Origin of the sequence: uncultured Roseovarius sp., from assembly GCF_913054395.1 — a bacterium.
Lineage (GTDB): Bacteria > Pseudomonadota > Alphaproteobacteria > Rhodobacterales > Rhodobacteraceae > Roseovarius.
Map to the genome: position 1 here is coordinate 1 of NZ_CAJXIP010000028.1, position 16,409 is coordinate 16,409.

Annotated in this window: 18 protein-coding genes and 1 tRNA gene; 15 read left to right on the forward strand and 4 right to left on the reverse strand. The window is 61.9% G+C overall.

Going from position 1 to position 16,409, the window contains the following annotated elements; translation table 11 throughout:
* Together QZ522_RS05985 and QZ522_RS05990 are read left to right on the forward strand one after the other, a co-directional pair.
* Positions 1-1,188 (forward strand): mandelate racemase/muconate lactonizing enzyme family protein (locus QZ522_RS05985; RefSeq protein WP_365353479.1); only part of this gene is annotated, 1,188 nt, incomplete at its 5' end.
* A gap of 116 nt (positions 1,189-1,304) precedes the next feature.
* Positions 1,305-1,381 (forward strand) — tRNA-Asp (locus QZ522_RS05990).
* A gap of 78 nt (positions 1,382-1,459) precedes the next feature.
* Here QZ522_RS05990 and QZ522_RS05995 read toward each other — a convergent pair.
* Together QZ522_RS05995 and QZ522_RS06000 are read right to left on the reverse strand one after the other, a co-directional pair.
* Complete coding sequence (locus QZ522_RS05995) at positions 1,460-2,329, reverse strand: alpha/beta hydrolase (RefSeq protein ID WP_294608680.1); 870 nt, start codon at positions 2,327-2,329, stop codon at positions 1,460-1,462.
* Positions 2,330-2,363: 34 nt separating this feature from the next.
* The gene (locus tag QZ522_RS06000; RefSeq protein ID WP_294608682.1) at positions 2,364-3,752 is read right to left on the reverse strand and encodes a M20/M25/M40 family metallo-hydrolase; all 1,389 of its coding nucleotides are present in this window, start codon (positions 3,750-3,752) and stop codon (positions 2,364-2,366) included.
* Between the two features lie 238 nt (positions 3,753-3,990).
* Between QZ522_RS06000 and hemA the strand changes: the two genes are divergently transcribed.
* The 3 genes from hemA (at position 3,991) to ispG (ending at position 7,816) form a co-directional block, all read left to right on the forward strand.
* Positions 3,991-5,220: a 5-aminolevulinate synthase gene (hemA, locus tag QZ522_RS06005; RefSeq protein ID WP_294608722.1), complete on the forward strand. Its 1,230-nt coding sequence runs from the start codon at positions 3,991-3,993 to the stop codon at positions 5,218-5,220.
* Between the two features lie 115 nt (positions 5,221-5,335).
* Complete coding sequence (locus QZ522_RS06010) at positions 5,336-6,580, forward strand: helix-turn-helix domain-containing protein (RefSeq protein WP_294608684.1); 1,245 nt, start codon at positions 5,336-5,338, stop codon at positions 6,578-6,580.
* A 105-nt stretch (positions 6,581-6,685) separates the two neighbouring features.
* The gene (gene ispG, locus QZ522_RS06015; RefSeq protein ID WP_294608686.1) at positions 6,686-7,816 is read left to right on the forward strand and encodes a flavodoxin-dependent (E)-4-hydroxy-3-methylbut-2-enyl-diphosphate synthase; all 1,131 of its coding nucleotides are present in this window, start codon (positions 6,686-6,688) and stop codon (positions 7,814-7,816) included.
* A gap of 4 nt (positions 7,817-7,820) precedes the next feature.
* Here the strand turns inward: ispG and QZ522_RS06020 are convergent, their stop codons facing one another.
* On the reverse strand, positions 7,821-8,132 hold the full coding sequence (locus tag QZ522_RS06020) for a transcriptional regulator (protein ID WP_294608688.1): 312 nt from the start codon (positions 8,130-8,132) through the stop codon (positions 7,821-7,823).
* 4 nt (positions 8,133-8,136) lie between these two features.
* Positions 8,137-9,114: a sodium-dependent bicarbonate transport family permease gene (locus QZ522_RS06025; RefSeq protein ID WP_294608690.1), complete on the reverse strand. Its 978-nt coding sequence runs from the start codon at positions 9,112-9,114 to the stop codon at positions 8,137-8,139.
* A 396-nt stretch (positions 9,115-9,510) separates the two neighbouring features.
* Here QZ522_RS06025 and QZ522_RS06030 point away from each other — a divergent pair, with 396 nt between their 5' ends.
* The 10 genes from QZ522_RS06030 to QZ522_RS06075 all read left to right on the forward strand — a co-directional run bounded on the left by QZ522_RS06030 (position 9,511) and on the right by QZ522_RS06075 (position 16,406).
* Complete coding sequence (locus tag QZ522_RS06030; protein WP_294608692.1) at positions 9,511-9,861, forward strand: hypothetical protein; 351 nt, start codon at positions 9,511-9,513, stop codon at positions 9,859-9,861.
* A 10-nt stretch (positions 9,862-9,871) separates the two neighbouring features.
* Complete coding sequence (locus QZ522_RS06035) at positions 9,872-11,131, forward strand: terminase family protein (protein WP_294608694.1); 1,260 nt, start codon at positions 9,872-9,874, stop codon at positions 11,129-11,131.
* An 84-nt stretch (positions 11,132-11,215) separates the two neighbouring features.
* Positions 11,216-12,409 (forward strand): phage portal protein, encoded by a 1,194-nt coding sequence (locus tag QZ522_RS06040; RefSeq protein ID WP_294608696.1) that lies wholly within the window; start codon positions 11,216-11,218, stop codon positions 12,407-12,409.
* The gene (locus QZ522_RS06045; RefSeq protein WP_294608698.1) at positions 12,402-12,641 is read left to right on the forward strand and encodes a hypothetical protein; all 240 of its coding nucleotides are present in this window, start codon (positions 12,402-12,404) and stop codon (positions 12,639-12,641) included. The genes QZ522_RS06040 and QZ522_RS06045 overlap by 8 nt, the downstream gene beginning before the upstream one ends.
* A 47-nt stretch (positions 12,642-12,688) precedes the next feature.
* Positions 12,689-13,246: an HK97 family phage prohead protease gene (locus QZ522_RS06050; protein ID WP_294608700.1), complete on the forward strand. Its 558-nt coding sequence runs from the start codon at positions 12,689-12,691 to the stop codon at positions 13,244-13,246.
* A 35-nt stretch (positions 13,247-13,281) separates the two neighbouring features.
* A complete protein-coding gene (locus QZ522_RS06055; protein ID WP_294608701.1) occupies positions 13,282-14,463 on the forward strand; it encodes a phage major capsid protein in 1,182 nt (393 codons plus the stop codon).
* 154 nt (positions 14,464-14,617) lie between these two features.
* Positions 14,618-15,217 (forward strand): head-tail connector protein, encoded by a 600-nt coding sequence (locus QZ522_RS06060; RefSeq protein ID WP_294608703.1) that lies wholly within the window; start codon positions 14,618-14,620, stop codon positions 15,215-15,217.
* Positions 15,214-15,555 (forward strand): head-tail adaptor protein, encoded by a 342-nt coding sequence (locus QZ522_RS06065; protein WP_294608705.1) that lies wholly within the window; start codon positions 15,214-15,216, stop codon positions 15,553-15,555. Before QZ522_RS06060 ends, QZ522_RS06065 begins: the two co-directional genes overlap by 4 nt.
* The gene (locus QZ522_RS06070; protein ID WP_294608707.1) at positions 15,552-15,965 is read left to right on the forward strand and encodes a DUF3168 domain-containing protein; all 414 of its coding nucleotides are present in this window, start codon (positions 15,552-15,554) and stop codon (positions 15,963-15,965) included. The genes QZ522_RS06065 and QZ522_RS06070 overlap by 4 nt, the downstream gene beginning before the upstream one ends.
* Positions 15,966-15,992: 27 nt before the next feature.
* Positions 15,993-16,406 (forward strand): phage major tail protein, TP901-1 family, encoded by a 414-nt coding sequence (locus QZ522_RS06075; protein WP_294608708.1) that lies wholly within the window; start codon positions 15,993-15,995, stop codon positions 16,404-16,406.
* Positions 16,407-16,409 lie beyond the last annotated feature (3 nt).

Sequence of the window (16,409 nt, forward strand, 5' to 3'; positions counted from 1 at the left end):
GTGTCTGTGAAGCGCGATATGGGGGACATCATGGCAGAGTTACAGGATCGGCGCGCGGCGCCGATCACCCGGATCGAGGCCCAGGCCTTTCGGGTGCCGATAGACGTGCCCGTGGCAACCTCTTTCGGGATCATGCGCGACCGGCCGGCGGTGTTCCTGCGGATCGAGGATCGCGATGGCTGTTACGGCTGGGGGGAGGTGTTTGCCAACTGGCCCGCAGCGGGCGCCGAGCATCGCGTGGCGCTGCTTGAACGCGATATCGCGGGTTTGGTGCTTGGTCAGGAGGCCGCGGCGCCCGAAGCGTTCTTTCTCAGGCTAAGCGCGCAGACCCGTATCCGCGCTGTGCAATGCGGCGAACCAGGCCCGTTTGACCAGGTGATCGCGGGGCTTGATATCGCGCTTTGGGACCTTGTGGCGCGGCGCGCCGGCCGACCGTTGCGCCAGATGTTGCGCAAGGGCGCGCCGGCGTCGGTGCCGACCTATGCCAGCGGCATTGCGATTGATGCCGCGGATCAATTGATACCCGTCGCGCAAGAGGCCGGGTTTGGAATGTTCAAGGTCAAGGTCGGCTTTGGGCAGGGCGATGCAGAGGCTCTTCTGGCGCTGAAGGAACGCCTGCCCGCTACGGCAATGCTTTGTGCGGATGCCAATCAGGCCTGGGATTTGCCGCAGGCCCTGAGCTTTGTGCAGGCGCTGGCCGGGACAGGGCTGGGCTGGCTGGAGGAGCCATTGCCGGTGTTTGCTCCTTCCGGGGAATGGGCGGCGTTGGCGCGTGCGACGGGGGTCGCCCTTGCGGGCGGTGAGAATATCGTCGGCGATCCGGCATTTGATGCCGTGCTTGAGGCGGGGGCCTTGCAGGTGATTCAGCCAGATGTTGTCAAATGGGGCGGGATAAGCGGTTGTTTTGGTGTGGCAAAGCGGGCTTTGGCAAAGCAACGGCGGTATTGCCCGCATTTTCTTGGCGGTGGAATCGGGCTTGCGGCCTCGGGGGCAGTGCTGGCAGCTGCAGGTGGCGACGGCATGCTCGAGGTGGATGTGAACCCCAACCCGCTGCGCAGCGCGTTTGACGGGCAGGGCGGGGTGCTTGAGGCCGGACAATGGCGTGTCGGCGATGAGCCGGGTCTTGGGATCAAGGCGCTTCCGGAGGCGCTTGGGCGCTACCGGACAGCCAGTGTCGAGTGTCATTGAGGGCTTGCGAAACAAGCCATGTCGGGAAAGTTGAAATTTCGTGTTCTGGGCGCTTGACGGGGGCGCAGGCCCGCCGTAAGAAGCGCAACACGCCTGAGGGATTGGGCGAGCAGTGAGCGGTTGTAGCTCAGTTGGTTAGAGTACCGGCCTGTCACGCCGGGGGTCGCGGGTTCGAGTCCCGTCAACCGCGCCATTTTCCCGAGATTGAAAGCCGAACCGCCCTGCGCGTGGTGCAGGACGTTGGTTTGAGTATTTCAGGAAAGATGAAAGCCTAGCGCGCCATAAATTCCTGCAGGGCCGTGCGTGTTTCAACGGGTGCCGTATCGGGAAAGAAATGACCGCCGGGGATCGTCTGGCTTTGCAGTTGCGTGCATTTTTGCGCCCAGGTGGCGGGGACGTCATAGGCACGGGCCATTGCGCCATCCGCGCCGTAGAGGACCAGCGTCGGGCAGGCGATGCGCGCGCCCAGGTCAGCGGCGTCGTCAGCGAAATCATGCGTCAGCGCAGCGCGGTAATCGTTACACATGCCGCGAATGGTCTCCGGGTCGCGCCAGGCGGTGCGATAGTGCGCAAGCAGTTCCTCATCGAAATCTGAAAGCTGGGCGCCGCCCCAGCCGAGCAGGCAGGCGTGATAGAAGGCATCGGGATCATGGCCGATCATGGTTTCGGGAAACGGCTCTGGCTGGGTCAGAAAGAACCAGTGATAATAGGCCTTTGCCACATCCGCACGCAGTTCTGACAGCAATGTGTGGGTGGGGATGATATCCATCAGGGTGACGCTTTGCACGCGATTGGGGGCGTCGAGCGCAAGGCGGTGCGCGACGCGCGCACCGCGGTCATGGCCGACAAGGCCAAAGGTCGTGTGGCCGAGCTCTGACATCAGCGCCGTCATGTCACGCGCCATCTCGCGAAAGCTGTAGGCGTCCACTTCGGGTGGTTTGCCGGACCCGCCATAGCCGCGCAGATCGGGGCAGATCACGCGATGCGTTCTGGCAAGCCCTGGCGCGATATGGGTCCACATGGCGCGGGTCTGTGGAAAGCCGTGCAGCATCAGCAGGGGCGGGCCGGAGCCGCCTTGCGAAAAGGCGATCTTGACGCCGTTGGGCGTTAAAAGGTGATCGGTGAAGCCCGGTAGTGTCATGTCGGCCTGCCTGTTGGCTGGGGGAAACCTGCGCTTATCGCGTCAAAGCATCCAGCACGCGCGCCCAGCTTCGGATGCCTTTGTGAAAGCTTGAGAGATTGTATTTCTCGTTTGGCGAGTGGATTGCGTCATCTTCCTGGGCAAAGCCGATCAGCATGGCGTCGAGCCCGAGGATTTCCTTGAAGTAGCCCGCAATCGGGATCGAGCCGCCCATGCCGGTAAAGACGGCCTCGCGCTCCCATTCGTCGGTAAGCGCTGAACGGGCCTTTTCAAACTCGGGGCGGTTGATGTTCATCACGGCGGCGGGCGACCCTTCGAGGTTCTGATCCCAGGTGATCGTGGCATCGGGCGACAGCCGCTCTTCGACATGTTTGCGAATCTTGAGGCGCAGGGCATCCGGATCCATGTCGCCGACAAGGCGGCAGGTCAGTTTGCAATGGGCCTTGGCCGGAATGACGGTTTTGCTTCCGGCGCCCTGATAGCCGCCCCAGAGACCGTTGATTTCAAGCGTGGGGCGCGCCCATTGCTGTACCAGTGTGGGATAGGCCTTTTCGCCGTGGGGTTGGGTATAGCCGACCGAGGTCAGGTATTCGTGCTCGTCAAAGCCGCAGGTTTCCCATTGCCGCAGAAGGTCCTCGGGCACCTCGTGGACGCCTTCGTAAAAGCCCTCGACCGCGACGCGGCCGGTGTCGTCGTGAAAGCTTGTGATCAGGCGGCTGATTTCGCGCAGGGGGTTCAGGCCGGGCCCGCCGTAATGTCCTGAATGCAGGTCGATGCGGGGACCTGTGATCGTGAATTCATCCTTGAGCATGCCGCGCAGTTGCGAGGCGATCGAGGGCACGCCGGGGGCAACCATCGACGTGTCGCAGATCAGGGCGATATCGGCCGAAAGCTCGTCGGCGTTTTCCTTCAGGAAGGGGATCAGGGAGGGCGAGCCTGATTCTTCCTCGCCCTCAAAGAAAAAAGTGATCTTGCAGGGCAATGCGCCGGTCACGTCCTTGTAGGCGCGGCAGGCCTCGACAAAGGTCATGAGCTGGCCCTTGTCATCGGATGCGCCGCGCGCCCGGATCACCTTGCCGTGATCGGTGTCCTGCACCTGCGGGTCAAACGGGTCGGTGTTCCACAAATCCAGCGGGTCGACGGGTTGCACGTCGTAGTGGCCGTAAAACAGAAGGTGCGGGCCCGTGCCATCCGCAGGGCCGTCGATATGCCCCACCACCATCGGGTGACCGGGGGTGGGGCGCTTTTGCGCCTTTACACCAAGGCTTTGCAAGTCTGCAACAAGCCAGTCGGCGGCGTCCTGACAGGCGGCGCCATAGGCCGGATCGGTTGAGATCGAAGGAATACGCAACAATCCCATCAACCGCTCGGTTGCGGTCGGAATCTGGTCGTCAATGCGGGTGAGAACGGCGGAAAGGGACATGGCTGGCCTTTGATGCTGAATTATGCTTTTAGCCGAGGGTAACAGGCCCTGCGGTACTGTCCAGAGACTTGACCGAAATCAAGGATTGGGGGAGCGGCATTTTGTAGCCTGTTGTCAGAAGCGGGTAGATTATATATCCATTCGTAATATTGAATAAGTAGCGCGTTGCGCTGCCAAGGCCCGCGGGCCGCTTCGGATCAGGAAGTGGACGCGGCATCGATGAAAGAGGGGGATGCCAGTGGACTATTCGGCCAAGCTGGATAACGCAATCGAACGTCTGCATCAGGAGGGGCGCTATCGCACCTTCATTGATATCGAGCGGCGCAATGGCAATTTCCCCCACGCGACCTGGTGCAAGCCGGACGGCAGCGAACAGCCGATCACCGTATGGTGTGGCAATGATTATCTTGGCATGGGCCAGCACCCCGTCGTTCTCGCGGCGATGCATGAGGCGCTTGACGCCACCGGTGCCGGATCGGGGGGCACGCGCAACATCTCGGGCACGACGGTTTATCACAAGAGGCTTGAGGCCGAGCTTGCCGATCTGCATGGCAAGGAAGCGGCGCTATTGTTCACCAGCGCCTATATTGCCAACGACGCCACGCTTAGCACCTTGCCCAAGCTGTTTCCGGGGCTGATCATCTATTCGGACACCCTCAACCATGCCAGCATGATTGAGGGGGTGCGCCGCAATGGCGGGGCCAAGCGGATTTTCCGTCATAACGACGTTGAGCATCTGCGCGAATTGCTGGCCGCCGATGACCCCGCCGCGCCCAAGCTTATTGCCTTCGAGAGCGTCTATTCGATGGATGGCGACTTTGGCCCTATTGAGGCGATTTGCGATCTGGCGGACGAATTCGGCGCGCTGACCTACATCGACGAGGTTCATGCCGTGGGCATGTATGGTCCACGCGGTGCGGGCATCTGCGAGCGCGACCGGCTGATGCATCGACTGGACATCATCAACGGCACACTGGCCAAGGCCTATGGCGTGATGGGCGGCTATATCGCGGCCTCGGCCAAGATGTGCGACGCGGTGCGGTCCTATGCGCCCGGTTTCATCTTTTCCACCTCGCTGGCACCGACCTTGGCTGCGGGGGCCACGGCATCTGTGGCATTCCTCAAGACCTCCGAGGGGCAAAAGCTGCGCGAGCGGCATCAGACGCAGGCGAAAATCCTCAAGACGCGGCTGAAGGGTATGGGGCTGCCGCTCATCGACCACGGCAGCCATATCGTGCCGGTGATCGTAGGTGACCCGGTGCACACCAAGAAGCTGAGCGATATGTTGCTTGAAGGCTATGGCATGTACGTGCAGCCGATCAACTTTCCGACCGTACCGCGCGGCACCGAGCGGCTTCGCTTTACGCCTTCGCCGGTGCATGGCCCGGACGAGATGGATGCCCTCGTTAATGCATTGGATGAACTTTGGAGCCATTGTGCGCTGAATCGCGCCGAATTGGCCGGTTAATGCCGGAATACGTGCAATATCCCTTGCTCTGTGTTAACGTTCTGTAAAGAAAAGTGCTAAGCTCGAATCGGGACGTTCGAGAAACGCATCAGGCAAGCAAAGAGGCAGGGATCGGATGATTGGGCGGCGGTTTACGCGCAAGGCCGAGGTCGAAGATGTTGAAGCCCGTGGCTTTGACGCCTTCGAATTGCGTCTTGGCGATGTCATGCGCGGTGAGCGCGCCACCCTTGGTAAATCCCTTCTTGATGTCGAACGCGAGCTTCGGATCAAGGCGACTTATGTCGCCGCGATCGAGAATGCCGACCCCTCATCTTTTGATACGCCTGGGTTCATTCCCGGTTACGTGCGCTCTTATGCGCGCTATCTTGGCATGGATCCGGATCACGCTTTCAAGGCGTTTTGCACCGAGTCCGGCTTTTCGATTGCCCACGGCATGTCGGCCGAGGCCTCGTCGATCCGCAAGACAGGCGCCTCTGCGGTGCGCACAGCAAAGGTGCAGGACCCGCTGCTTTCGCCTAATACGCCGTTCCTGCCTGCGTCGGAAAGCTTTCTGGCGCGGATCGAGCCAGGTGCGATTGGCTCTGCCATCGTGCTTGTGGCTCTGATCGGGGCGATTGGCTATGGGGGGTGGAGTGTGCTCAACCAGGTGCAGCAGGTACAGCTTGCACCGATTGAAAATACGCCCATTGTCCTGGCCGACCTCGACCCGCTGACAAGCGCCGGAAGCGCCAGCGACCAGAGTGAGCCGTCAGCCGCAGATGCATCAGGTGTGTTCCAGCCGCCGCGCGATGAGCGTCTGAGCCGTCTTTACCGCCCCAAGGCGCTTGATGTGCCGGTGATGGTGGCGCGCGATGCTCCTATTTCGACGTTGAACCCGGCAGAGGTTGGCACGATGAGTCCCGGCACGCCCAGTGCGGATCGCGATAGCGGCTTTGCCGTGGCGCGGTTTGACGAGGGTGACGAGGTTGTTCTGGCGCACCAGCCGCAGGTTGTCGCCGACGATGTGCCCGATGTGCGCCTTGTGGCGGTGCGTGCCGCCTGGGTGCGGGTTCGTGCGGCCGATGGCAGCGTGATCTTCGAGGGTATCATGAACGCGGGCGAAAGCTATGACGTGCCCGCCACGGAGGAACCGCCGACGCTGCGCGTGGGTGAATCGGGCGCGGTCTATTTCGCGGTGAATGGCGAGCATTACGGACCTGCCGGGGAGCGCGGATCTGTGACCTCGGGGCTGGCGCTGACGCCGGGTGAGCTTACGGGGCGCTATGCGGTTGCCGATATCGACGCGGATCAGGATCTGATGCGCTATGTGGCCGAATTGCAGGCCGCACCGGCCGATCTTCCGGCTCTGGCGCAGGACTAACGCGGTTTTCCCATGTTCGATCTTGATGCGCCGACCGATTGCGAATTGGTCCGGCGCGCGATAGTCATGGGGCGGAAATTCACATGATTTGACGGGGCTTTTGCGATGTCGCTGAACCATATCCGCCCATGGCGCAATATATACCGCCGGAAAAGCAGACAGATCATGGTGGGCAGTGTGCCCGTCGGGGGCGATGCGCCAATCACCGTGCAGACGATGACCAATACGCTGACCACAGATGTGGCGGCCACGGTGGCACAGGTTCAGGCGGCGGCCGAGGCAGGCGCGGATATCGTACGTGTGTCGGTGCCCGACGAGGCAAGCGCCAAGGCGCTGAAAGAGATCGTGCGCGAAAGTCCGGTGCCGATCGTTGCCGACATCCATTTTCATTACCGGCGCGGGATCGAGGCCGCTGAGGCGGGGGCCGCCTGTTTGCGGATCAACCCCGGCAATATCGGCAGCGAGGAGCGCGTGCGCGAGGTGATCGCCGCGGCGCGTGATCATGGCTGTTCAATGCGGATCGGTGTGAATGCGGGCAGTCTCGAAAAGCATCTGCTCGACAAATACGGCGAGCCCTGTCCCGACGCGATGGTCGAGAGCGGGCTGGAGCATATCCGTATTTTGCAGGACAACGATTTTCACGAGTTCAAGATCAGCGTGAAGGCCTCGGACGTATTCATGGCCGCCGCCGCCTATCAGCAGCTTGCAGAGGCGACGGACGCGCCGATCCATCTTGGCATCACAGAGGCCGGCGGCCTGACCAGCGGAACGATCAAATCGGCGATTGGCCTTGGCAATCTGTTGTGGATGGGCATTGGCGATACCATCCGGGTCAGCCTTTCGGCGGATCCGGTGGAAGAGATCAAGGTCGGGTACGAAATCCTGAAATCGCTTGGCCTGCGGCATCGCGGTGTGAACATCATCAGCTGTCCGAGTTGTGCGCGTCAGGGATTTGACGTGATCAAGACGGTCGAAGCGCTGGAAAAGCGGCTTGAGCATATCAAGACGCCGATGAGCCTTAGTATAATTGGCTGTGTCGTGAATGGTCCCGGCGAGGCGCTGATGACCGATGTCGGGTTTACTGGCGGTGGTGCGGGCAATGGCATGGTCTATCTGGCCGGCAAGCAGAGCCACCGGATGGACAATGCGCAGATGGTCGAGCATATCGTCGAGCAGGTCGAAAAGCGCGCCGCCGAGATCGAGGCGGAAACCGCAGCGCAGGCGGCGGCGGAGTAGACCGCTAGAACCGTTCGGCCCTCAGGACATCGCAATCGGTGACACAGACCACGCCGATATGGCGATCCACCACCGCGAAGGCGGCGTCAAGAAGCGCGTCGAGCCGCTCGGCCCGGATGATGCAGATGACCTGCACCATACCGCCTGCGCGGCTGACCTGCCCGGAGCGCGACCACTCTCCGGACCGGCCAGAGCCTCCGAGAACCGGCAGAATGGTGTAACCGGTCACGTCTGCGGTCTGAAGCGCATCGGTGAGGCGCGATTGCATCACGCTTTCGATGGTGATTTCCACGCGTTTGGCTCTGTGGGTTTGCATTGGGTCAGCCTCCTGTCGCCATCTGGGCCAGCGCGAGGTAAAGTGGCAGGCCAAGGGTCAGGTTGAAGGGGAAGGTCACGCCAAGCGAGAGCGTGAGGTAAATCGAGGGGTTTGCCTCTGGCAGGGCGACGCGCATGGCGGCGGGCACGGCGATGTAGCTTGCCGAGGCGGCGAGGACCATCATGAGCATCGCGCCCCCCGTCGAAACACCGATCAAAAGAGCCGCGCCCAGGCCGACAAGGCCCCCGAGCACAGGCATCACGAGGCCAAATCCGACCGCGCCAACCCCCAGCACGCCACGTCCCTGACGCAGGCCGCGACCGGCCACAAGCCCCATATCGAGCAGGAACAGGCAGAGCACGCCTTTGAAGGGCGAGACGATGAAGCTGCTGATTTCAGCGAGGCCTTCGGGACCGGTGATCCAGCCGATGAAGAAGGCACCTACCAGCAGGACAATCGAGCCATTGAGCAGGATTTCACGCCAGAGCGTGGCATCCATCCGCCCCGGCCCCTCGCCGCGCGAGATCAGCCAGAGGGCCGATAGGATGGCCGGGGCTTCCATCGCGGCGGCGACGGCGACCATATAGCCTTCGGCCGCGATGCCTCGGCTTTCGAGAACCGAAGTGGCGGCAACAAAGGTCACAATCGAGATCGAGCCGTAATGCCCGGCGACGGCTGCGGCGTTGAGCCGGTCCATGCCCGACATCATGCGTAGCAGAGCAAACGCCAGCAGCGGCAGCGAGGCCGAGAGTATGATACCGGCAAGGAGCGCCGCGCCGAGATGAATGTCCACGCCGTGATCCGACACGCTGACCCCGCCTTTGAAGCCGATGGCAAAGAGCAGGTAGATCGAGAGGGCCTTGGCCGCGGCCTCGGGGATGGAAAGATCAGAGCGTGCAAGCGCGGCGGCGAGACCGAGAGCAAAGGACAATACGATGGGGGATAAAAGGTTGTCGGCGGCGAGGCTGAGGCTTTCATACATGATCGTTTCTGTCCCCGAGATAAATTTTCATGGCATATAGGGCGGCTATCGGAGAGGCACAGCCCCTGGGAGCAAAAAATCCAACGCTTTGTGCAATATGTCGTAGATTGGGTGCCTTTTGCCAGAGTATGCCGGGTGGGGCGATCGGGTTTGGGGTGTCTTGGAAATGGTGGGTTTCCGATGCGATATGTTAATAAAATGTAATGATAACGGTCTGTTGGGTGCATCAGGAAACTGCGTTTAGCTTGACTCTGCGAACTCACTAACGTATAGGTTGTGACATGCTGGACGAGATGGGCAAGCGGCCCCGGGGGTGACCCCGGTGGCCGTTTTTTTGTGTCGCATATGCGGAGGGGACCCTGAGCAGCATTTCAATTGCATGAGGCAAGAGCACGCATGGTTTTGATTACCCCCGAAGAGGGGCCTACGGGCCTTACGACTTCGATCAATGCGCTGGAACGCCAGTTGGCGGACATGCGCGAGGAACTGGAGGATCTGTACCTGAAGATCAGGGCTGGGGACCTTGATGAGCTGAAAAATGCAACCAAGGCCACCGGAGAAATCCGGCAATGGCTGAAGATCGCTATAGAAGCGGAGGCGCAACTTGAAAAACGTAGAAAGCAAGACCGGGGCATCGTCAATGACTATGCCCTCGATTTCGACGACGCACGGGCTCAGATCGGGTGCCGGTTGGATCGTCTCAGAAGGGCAAGATGCCCAGGACGAATTCCTCGATGCGCTGAGTGACGGAGAGCTTATGGCGCTGCCCTATCTGTTCGAGTTCTGGGCGCTGAATCATCAGATCGCGCCCGAAGGGGATTGGCGCACCTGGGTGATCATGGGCGGGCGCGGGGCGGGCAAGACCCGTGCAGGCGCCGAATGGGTGCGTGCGCAGGTCGAGGGCGCGCGGCCATTGGACAAGGGGCGCTGTCAACGGCTGGCGCTTGTGGGCGAGACGATTGATCAGGTACGCGAGGTCATGGTGTTTGGCGAAAGCGGGATCATGGCCTGTTCGCCGCCCGACCGCCGCCCTGAATGGCAGGCAACGCGCAAGCGCCTTATCTGGCCCAATGGGGCCACGGCGCAGGTGTTTTCGGCGCATGATCCCGAGGGATTGCGCGGGCCGCAGTTTGACGGGGCCTGGGTCGATGAGCTGGCAAAGTGGAAGAAGGCACGCGAGACCTGGGACATGCTTCAATTCGGGATGCGGTTGGGCGATGATCCGAGGGTTTGCGTCACCACCACGCCGCGCAATGTGGGTGTGCTGAAGGAGCTGTTGGCAGCGCCAAGCACGGTGGTGACAAGTGCGCCGACCGAGGCCAACCGCGCCTTTCTTGCCGAGAGTTTCCTGGATGAGGTGCGCGCGCGCTATGCGGGCACGCGGCTTGGGCGGCAAGAGCTTGACGGTGTTCTGGTGGATGAGGCCGAGGACGCGCTCTGGACAGGCGCGATGCTTGAGGGCGCGCGCGTGGATCAGGTGCCTGAGATGGACCGGGTGGTGGTGGCGGTCGATCCGCCTGTGAGCGGGCATAGCGGGTCCGATGAATGCGGAATTGTTGTGGTGGGGGCCATCACGCGAGGACCGGTACAGGATTGGCGGGCCTATGTTCTGGCCGATTTCAGCATCAGTGCGGCCAGCCCGGCGCGGTGGGCCAGTGCCGCCATTCGCGCGATGGAGCAATGGGGCGCGGAGCGGCTTGTGGCCGAGGTCAACCAGGGCGGCGACATGGTTGAGCAGGTGATCCGGCAGGTCGATCCGCTGGTGCCTTTCCGCAAGGTTCATGCCAGCCGGGGCAAGGTTGCGCGCGCCGAGCCGGTGGCGGCGCTTTACGAGCAGGGCCGCATCCATCATCTGCGCGGGCTGAGTGCGCTTGAGGATCAGATGTGTGCCATGATTGCGCGCGGATATGAAGGCAAAGGCAGTCCTGACCGTGTGGATGCGCTTGTCTGGGCGATCAGTGATCTGATTCTCGAACCGGCCGCGAAATGGCGTAACCCGAGCGTGCGCGCGGTCTAGTTTACTTTTCTTAAACCTTTGAGCGTCTGATGGCGTCAAGCGGGCAAAGAGCCCAATGGATGCAGGATCAAGGAGAACGAACTGATGATATTGGACTTCTTCCGGCAGGGCAGCGCAGAACCGACAGTGGCGCCCGAGCAAAAAGCCAGTGCCACGGGGCGGGTCATGGCCTGGCATGGCGCTGGCCGTGTGGCCTGGAGCCCGCGCGATACGGTGACTTTGACGCGCACCGGATTTGCGGGCAATCCGGTCGGCTTTCGCTGTGTCAAGATGATCGCCGAGGCGGCTGCGGCATTGCCGTTGGTGTTGCAGGATTGCGAGCGCCGCTTTTCGGAGCATCCGCTGCTTGACCTGGTCAAGGCGCCCAACCTGGCGCAGGGGCGGGCCGAACTTTTCGAGGCGCTTTACGGCCAGTTGCTTTTGACCGGCAACGGCTATGTCGAGGCGGTTGGTGCGGGTCAGGGGGTGCCGCTTGAGCTTCATGTGCTGCGCTCTGACCGGATGAGCGTGGTGCCGGGCGCGGATGGCTGGCCGATTGCCTATGAATATGCGGTTTCGGGACGCAAACACCGGTTTGACGTGAGCGAGGGGAGCCCGGCGATTTGCCACCTCAAGAGCTTTCATCCGCAGGACGATCATTATGGTTTGTCGCCCATGCAGGCGGCGGCGCAGGCGGTGGATGTGCATAATTCTGCAAGCCGGTGGTCAAAGGCGCTTTTGGATAATGCGGCGCGGACAAGCGGTCCGATCGTCTATCGCGGGGCCGAGGGGCAGGGCAGTTTGAGCAACGATCAGTATGATCGGCTTGTGAGCGAGATGGAGACCCATCATCAGGGCGCGCGCAATGCCGGTCGGCCGATGCTTTTGGAGGGCGGGCTTGACTGGAAACCGATGGGGTTCAGCCCGTCGGACATGGAGTTCCAGAAAACCAAGGAAAGTGCGGCGCGCGAGATTGCCCTGGCCTTTGGGGTGCCGCCGATGCTGTTGGGCATTCCGGGGGATGCGACCTTTGCCAATTATCAGGAGGCCAATCGTGCGTTTTACCGGTTGACGGTTTTGCCGCTGGCGACGCGGGTGGCGGCCTCGGTGGCGGCATGGCTGGCGGGATTCAGCGGCGAGAAACTTGAATTGCGTCCCGATCTTGATCAGGTGCCGGCCCTAGCAGCCGAACGCGATACGCAGTGGAGCCGGGTGGCGAATGCCGATTTCCTGAGCAATGCGGAAAAGCGAGAAATGCTGGGGCTTCCGGCCTTGGCGGAAGGGGAACTGGATGGCTGATCAGCACCCGCCGCAGCGTTATGGGTTCGAGGCATTTGATTGCGCCCCGGCATTGCGGCTTGAGGCGCATGAGAGGGTGGCCGAATTGCAGACCCGTGCACTGAGTGACCGGCTGATGCGGATGGAAGCCGCGCTTGAGCGCCTGGAGAGGCGGCTGTGGCTGGCGGTTTACGGTGTGGTGGCGGCCATCGTGGTGCAGGCCTTTCAGCCGATTTTGGCCGCGCTGCCATGAACGGGATCGGTGGGGGTGGCCCCACCTTGGGCAAAAGGATGAGGCGAATGGATATGGAAACGGAACTTGAGCGCAAATTTGCGCGCTTTGATGACGACGCGCTTAGCGTGACCGATGGCTGTGCGATTGAGGGCTATGCAAGCCTGTTCGGGGCGACCGATCAGGGCGGGGATATCGTCGAGCCGGGGGCCTATGCCAAGTCGCTGGCGCGGCTTGTGGCCGAGGGGCGCAAGGTCAAGATGCTCTGGCAGCATGACCCGAGCCAGCCGATTGGCGTCTGGGACGAGGTGCGCGAGGATGCGAGGGGCCTTTTTGTGAAGGGCCGTCTTCTGGAAAGCGTGGGGCGCGCCAGAGAGGCTGCCGTTCTTATCGCGGCGGGGGCGATCGACGGGCTGAGTATCGGCTATCGCACGCTGCGCGCCAGCAAGAATGACAAGGGCCGTCGGCTCTTGACGGAACTGGAGCTTTGGGAAGTGTCGCTTGTGACTTTCCCGATGCTGCCCAGTGCGCGGGTTGCGGCCAAGGGCGATGGTCTTGGCGACGACACACTGCGTGAATTGGCGGCGGCCTTTAAGGACGCCCGCCGGGAGATGGCGCAGATGTAACGCGCCCAACACGATCAAAGCTACAGGATCTTATGATGAGCAAAACCGAGGCAACCTCTCGGACCGGGGAAGATCTGTCTCCGGGGGCCGAAGTGAAATCCGCAATCGCGGAATTCATCAGTGAATTCAGGAGTTTTCAGTCCGGTATTCACAACAGACTTCAACAGCAAGAAGAGAAAATGACCATGTTTGAACGCAAATCTCTTGGCCTTCAGCGCCCGCAATTGGCCGGTGCAAGCGACACCTATGCCCCGCATCGCAAGGCGTTTGACGCCTATCTGCGGGCGGGTGATGACGATGGGCTGCGCGGGCTTGAACTTGAGGGCAAGGCGCTTAATACCGCCGTGGCGGGGGATGGCGGCTATCTTGTCGATCCGCAGACGGCGGAGACGATTCACTCTGTTCTGAGCTCGACCGCGTCGATCCGTGCCGTGGCCAATGTCGTGGGTGTCGAGGCGACAAGCTTTGACGTGCTGATTGATCACACCGATGTTGGTCATGGCTGGGCGTCCGAGACCGCCGGTACCGCCGAGACCGCGACGCCCGTGATTGATCGCATCACCATTCCGCTGCACGAGTTGAGCGCGCTGCCGAAGGCCAGCCAACGGCTTTTGGATGACAGCGCGTTTGACGTCGAGGGATGGCTTGCGGGACGGATTGCCGACAAGTTTGCCCGCGCCGAGGCCGCTGCCTTTGTGAATGGTGACGGCGTCGACAAACCGCGCGGTTTTCTGACCCACCCCAGCGTTGACAATGATGTCTGGGCCTGGGGTAATCTGGGTTATGTGCCGACCGGTGCGGATGGCGCGATTGGCGGGGCCGATCCGATTGTCGATCTGGTCTATGCGCTTGGGGCCGAATACCGCGCCAATGCCAGCTTTGTCATGAACTCGAAAACTGCGGGCACCGTGCGCAAGCTCAAGGATGCGGATGGGCGGTTCCTGTGGTCGGATGGTCTTGCGGCGGGCGAGCCTGCGCGCCTGATGGGCTATCCGGTTCTGATTGCCGAGGATATGCCGGATATCGCAACCGGTGCTGATGCGATTGCCTTTGGCGATTTCCGTGCCGGTTACACCGTGGCCGAGCGCCCCGATCTGCGTGTGTTGCGCGATCCCTACAGTGCCAAGCCGCATGTCCTATTCTACGCCACCAAGCGCGTGGGCGGCGATGTGAGCGATTTTAAGGCGATCAAGCTTTTGAAATTCGCCCTCTCGTAAGAGTTGGCGAAGGCGGGCGGGGGCATGGTTGCCCCCGTCCCGGGGCGCGTGTCGCCGTATATTGGCGTTGTCCAGCTCTTCCCCTCCGTCCGAGCGGCGCAGGGTGGCGCGCGCCTGAACCACCGGAGGGGTCCGGGATGTATGGAGTATGTCCATGATGTTAATCGAAGAAACCGCGGTTCCCCTGGCCGCGCTGCCGCTGGCGGAGTTCAAGGCGCATCTGCGGCTGGGGACGGGGTTTGCGGATGACGATATCCAGGACCCGGTTCTGGAGAGTTTCCTGCGCGCCGCCATGGCCGCAATTGAGGCGCGGACCGGCAAGGTATTGATAGAACGGGTATTTTCCTGGGTGTTGAGCACTTGGCGTGATGCCATGGGACAGGCCTTGCCGGTGGCGCCGGTGATCGGGATCACAAGTCTGAGTCTGCGCAATCGCGCCGACGAGGTCGATCTGGTCAGCCCTGATCACTATCGGCTTGAGCCGGACGCGCATCGGCCCGTGTTGCGGCCCGGCGGCACGATGTTGCCGATGATCGCGCCGGGGGGGACGGTCGAGATCGTGTTTCGTGCCGGATATGGCGTGGCATGGGGAGATCTGCCGGCCGACCTTGCGCAGGCGGTTCTGCTTTTGGCGGCGCATTATTATGAGTACCGCCATGAGACCGGCCTTGGCGGCGGCTGTATGCCATTCGGGGTTTCTAGCCTTATCGAGCGCTATCGCACGGTGCGCCTGCTTGGTGGGGGTGGCGCATGACCGGCCCTGTTCACCTGACGCGACCGCTTGTGATCGAGGGGCAGGACCGTCAGCCCGACGATGCAGGTGGGTTCACCGAGGTCTGGGTGCCGCGTGGCACGCTTTGGGCCGAAGTGGTGGCGCGCACCGGGCGCGAGGTGGCCGGTGCGGCGGTTAGTCTGTCACGTGCAACCTTTCGGATCACGGTGCGTGCCGCACCGCAGGACAGCCCGGCGCGCCCCAAACCCGGTCAGCGGTTTCGCGATGGATCGAGGCTGTTTCTTATTCAGTCGGTCACCGAGCGAGACGCGTCGGGGCGGTTCCTGACCTGCTGGGCGGAAGAGGAGGTGGTGTTATGAGTTATGCCGTGGCGGCAGCCCTGCAAGAGGCTGTTTTTCAACGTCTTTCCCAGGATGCCGGATTGGCGGCCCTGGTGGGGAACGCAATCTTTGACGCGCTGCCCTCGGGCATCGTGCCGCCGACCTACGTCACGCTTGGCCCCGAAGATGTGCGGGACCGTTCTGATGTCACCGCCGGCGGCGCGTGGCACCGTTTCACGGTCTCGGTAGTTACCGCAAACGCGGGTTTCCTGACCGCGAAAGAGGTGGCTGGCGCGGTCAGTGATGCCCTTGTGAGGGCCGATCTGACGCTGGCGCGCGGGCGTCTCATCACCCTTGATTTCCTGCGCGCACGGGCGCGGAGGGAGACCGGCGGACAGTTGCGCCGGATTGACATGACGTTCCGGGCACGCGTGGACGACACCCAATAACCTTTTGATTATTCGGAGATAAGACCAATGGCAGTACAGAATGGTAAAGACCTGCTGATCAAGATTGATCTGAATGGCAGCGGTAATTTTGAAACAGTGGCCGGGCTGCGCGCCACACGGGTCAGCTTTAACGCCGAGAGTGTGGATGTCACCAGCCTTGAATCGGCCGGGGGCTGGCGCGAATTGCTGGCCGGGGCCGGTGTGAAATCGGCCAGCATCAGCGGTTCCGGCATCTTCCGGGATGCGGCAAGTGACGAGCGCGCGCGCCAGATATTCTTTGATGGCGAGACGCCGGATTTTCAGGTGGTGATCCCTGATTTCGGAACCATCGAAGGCGCGTTCCAGGTGACGGCGATCGAATATGGCGGCACCCATGATGGCGAGGCGACCTATGAATTGGCGCTCGCGTCGGCCGGGCAGCTGACCTTTACGGTGCTGTAAGCG